This is a genomic window from Peptoniphilus obesi ph1 (genome assembly GCF_000311865.1).
Lineage (GTDB): Bacteria > Bacillota > Clostridia > Tissierellales > Peptoniphilaceae > Peptoniphilus_E > Peptoniphilus_E obesi.
Genome location: NZ_HE978583.1, coordinates 85550 through 87951, shown reverse-complemented (window position 1 = coordinate 87951; position 2402 = coordinate 85550). Strand labels below are relative to the sequence as shown.

The 2402-nt window shown below is 31.4% G+C and carries 5 protein-coding genes; all 5 read left to right on the top strand.

Annotated elements, in window-relative coordinates; genetic code table 11:
- Positions 1-383 precede the first annotated feature (383 nt).
- The 5 genes from HGPB_RS08120 to HGPB_RS08715 all read left to right on the top strand — a co-directional run bounded on the left by HGPB_RS08120 (position 384) and on the right by HGPB_RS08715 (position 2112).
- Positions 384-944, top strand: coding sequence for a sigma-70 family RNA polymerase sigma factor (locus tag HGPB_RS08120; RefSeq protein WP_019133191.1), 561 nt, complete (start codon positions 384-386; stop codon positions 942-944).
- The gene (locus HGPB_RS08115) at positions 934-1404 is read left to right on the top strand and encodes a peptidoglycan recognition protein family protein (RefSeq protein WP_019133190.1); all 471 of its coding nucleotides are present in this window, start codon (positions 934-936) and stop codon (positions 1402-1404) included. Before HGPB_RS08120 ends, HGPB_RS08115 begins: the two co-directional genes overlap by 11 nt.
- Before the next feature lie 74 nt (positions 1405-1478).
- Positions 1479-1712 (top strand): DUF1659 domain-containing protein, encoded by a 234-nt coding sequence (locus HGPB_RS08110; protein WP_019133189.1) that lies wholly within the window; start codon positions 1479-1481, stop codon positions 1710-1712.
- Positions 1713-1728: 16 nt separating this feature from the next.
- Complete coding sequence (locus tag HGPB_RS08105) at positions 1729-1947, top strand: DUF2922 domain-containing protein (protein WP_019133188.1); 219 nt, start codon at positions 1729-1731, stop codon at positions 1945-1947.
- 18 nt (positions 1948-1965) lie between these two features.
- Positions 1966-2112 carry a YvrJ family protein gene (locus tag HGPB_RS08715; protein ID WP_081578487.1) on the top strand — a complete coding sequence of 49 codons (147 nt, stop codon included), beginning with the start codon at positions 1966-1968 and terminating at the stop codon, positions 2110-2112.
- Positions 2113-2402: the final 290 nt, after the last annotated feature.

Here is a 2402-nt window from a genome sequence, read left to right as displayed (position 1 = left end):
GGAAGGTCATAGGAGGGAAAAAGGACGCTCGGAACGTCCTAATTTTCCCTCCTAAATAAATAATATTTAAAACTTATAGTAAAGCTGGGATTTGAATGATTACTTTAGGAATGAGGAAGTAAAGCAGAAATTAAAAATAAAATTTGCAATTGAAGAACAAACTTAGATCTAAAAAAAATGTAGAACTACAAAATAAATTTAGATTTAATAAATAAGTATAGACACAAAGAAGTAAAGTCGAAAGACTAAAAAACTTGCAAATTGAAAAGCAACTTTAGAATAAAAAATAAAAAAACAAACCCTCATGCAAACACTTGTTTTTTTCTCCAAACCTGTTATACTAAATAAAGAACATGTGTTCAAAAATTAAAAGGAGAAAGGATATGGAAATAGAAAAATTTGAATTTTATCTTGCTAAGGCAAGGATGGGAAATCAAGATGCTAAAGAAAGGCTAGTCTTGGCTCTTGATCCTTTACTAAAGACATCTATCAAAAAATATTGTCCTATCTATAGTGAGTTTGAAGATCTTTACCAAGATGGACAATTAATTATCTTGGAGTGTATTGATCTTTATGATCCGACCAAGGCTAGGTTTTTGGCTTTTGTAAAATCCTATCTCAGATATTATTATCTGGATACTTTTAAATATTTACTTAAGGAAGATGAAAACACTTTAGATAGTGGGGAAGATTTAGATATTTTTGATTTTTTGGAAGATGATGTTGATCTTGAGTTAGATCTTATAGAAAAGATTTCTTATTTGAATTTGAAGAAGAATATCAAGGCTCTATCTGCTAGACAAAGACAGGTTATTAATATGTTTTATTTTCTTGATATGTCTCTTAATGATATTGCCAAGGAGCTTAATATTAAGAGGTGGACTGTTATTAATACTAAGAGAAGGGCTTTGGAAATTTTAAGGGAGGTAAAAAATGATTATTGATAAGAGACCGATTAAGTTTAATTATTCTACTAATAGGCAGGCTATAAAGTATATTGTGGTTCACGATACTGGAAATCCGAATGCTGGAGCTGATGCTCTGGCGCATTATAGGTATTTTAATTCTGGAAATAGAAAGGCTTCTGCTCATTATTTTGTGGATGATAAGGGTGTTGTTGAGACTGTTGAGAATGCTAGGACTTCTTGGCACTGCGGCGATGGCAGGGGAAGGTTTGGTATTTATAATGTGAATTCGATTGGGGTTGAGCTTTGCATTAACGCTGGGTCTGATTGGGAAAAGACTAAGGCTAATGCTTTGAATTTGATTAGGTTTTTGTGTGAGACTTATAATATTCCAAAATCTAGGGTTGTCAGACACTATGATGCTTCTAGGAAGATTTGTCCGAGGAAGATGTCTAAGAATAATTGGGCTGAGTGGTGGATTTTTAGAGAAATGATTTAATTTTAAAAATTTTTTTATTTTAAGTAGCAACTTTTACTTTTTATTTCTATATATATTATGAAGGGGGTGAGAGAATGGCATATAAGGAAGAAGCTAGAAAAGTTTCCCTAAGAATTAACTATGAAAATGGTTTGGATGACAAGGGGGAAATGAGAACTAGATACAAAACTATCAAGGATGTTAGGGCAGACCTTTCTGCTGATGTTCTTGGACAAACTGCTAAGATGATTGCTGGCTTTATGAAAGACAAGTTAGTTAGCACTAGCAAGATTGTTGAGTACGATTTAGTTGATGGCGAACAATTATAATTAAGGAGGTTAGAGAATGAATAAGAAAACTTTAGAGATTACTCTACTTGATTCTGGCAACAAGACTTATAAGATTTCTATTGCAAATCCAAAGGATAATATCGAAACTGCAGAGCTTACTGATTTTGAAGCTTTTGTTGTTGAAGAGGATGTTTTTATTGGAAAAGCTGGAAAGATTAAAGGTTTTGGAACTGCAGTCATTAGAGAAATCACAGAAACAAATTTATTAGCTTAGTGAGGTGATCTTTTGACTATGGATGAATTATTGGCAAGCATAGCTAATATAGGTTTTCCGATTGTAATTTCTTGTTATTTGTTGACAAGGATAGAGGGGAAGATGACGGAGCTTTCTGCTTGTATTAATGAATTATCAAAGACAATTGAGAAGAATGTGAATTAACTGCTTTTTAATAAGGAGTTATTTTTTTTATATTTTTTTATATATTTATATATTTATATGTTTATATTTATTTTTTGTTTAGCTTTATATGTTTATATAAGGCTTTTTTTTTGTGTTTTTTTAGATCTATACTTGTTTATCAATTTGAAGGTTGCTTTGTATTTCATCTCTACTTCTTTGAATCGAAATCTATCAATCAAATCCCATCTTTATCATAATCTAAAAATAAATTTATTTAGGAGGGAAAATTAGGACGTTCCGAGCGTCCTTTTTCCCTCCTATGACCTCCC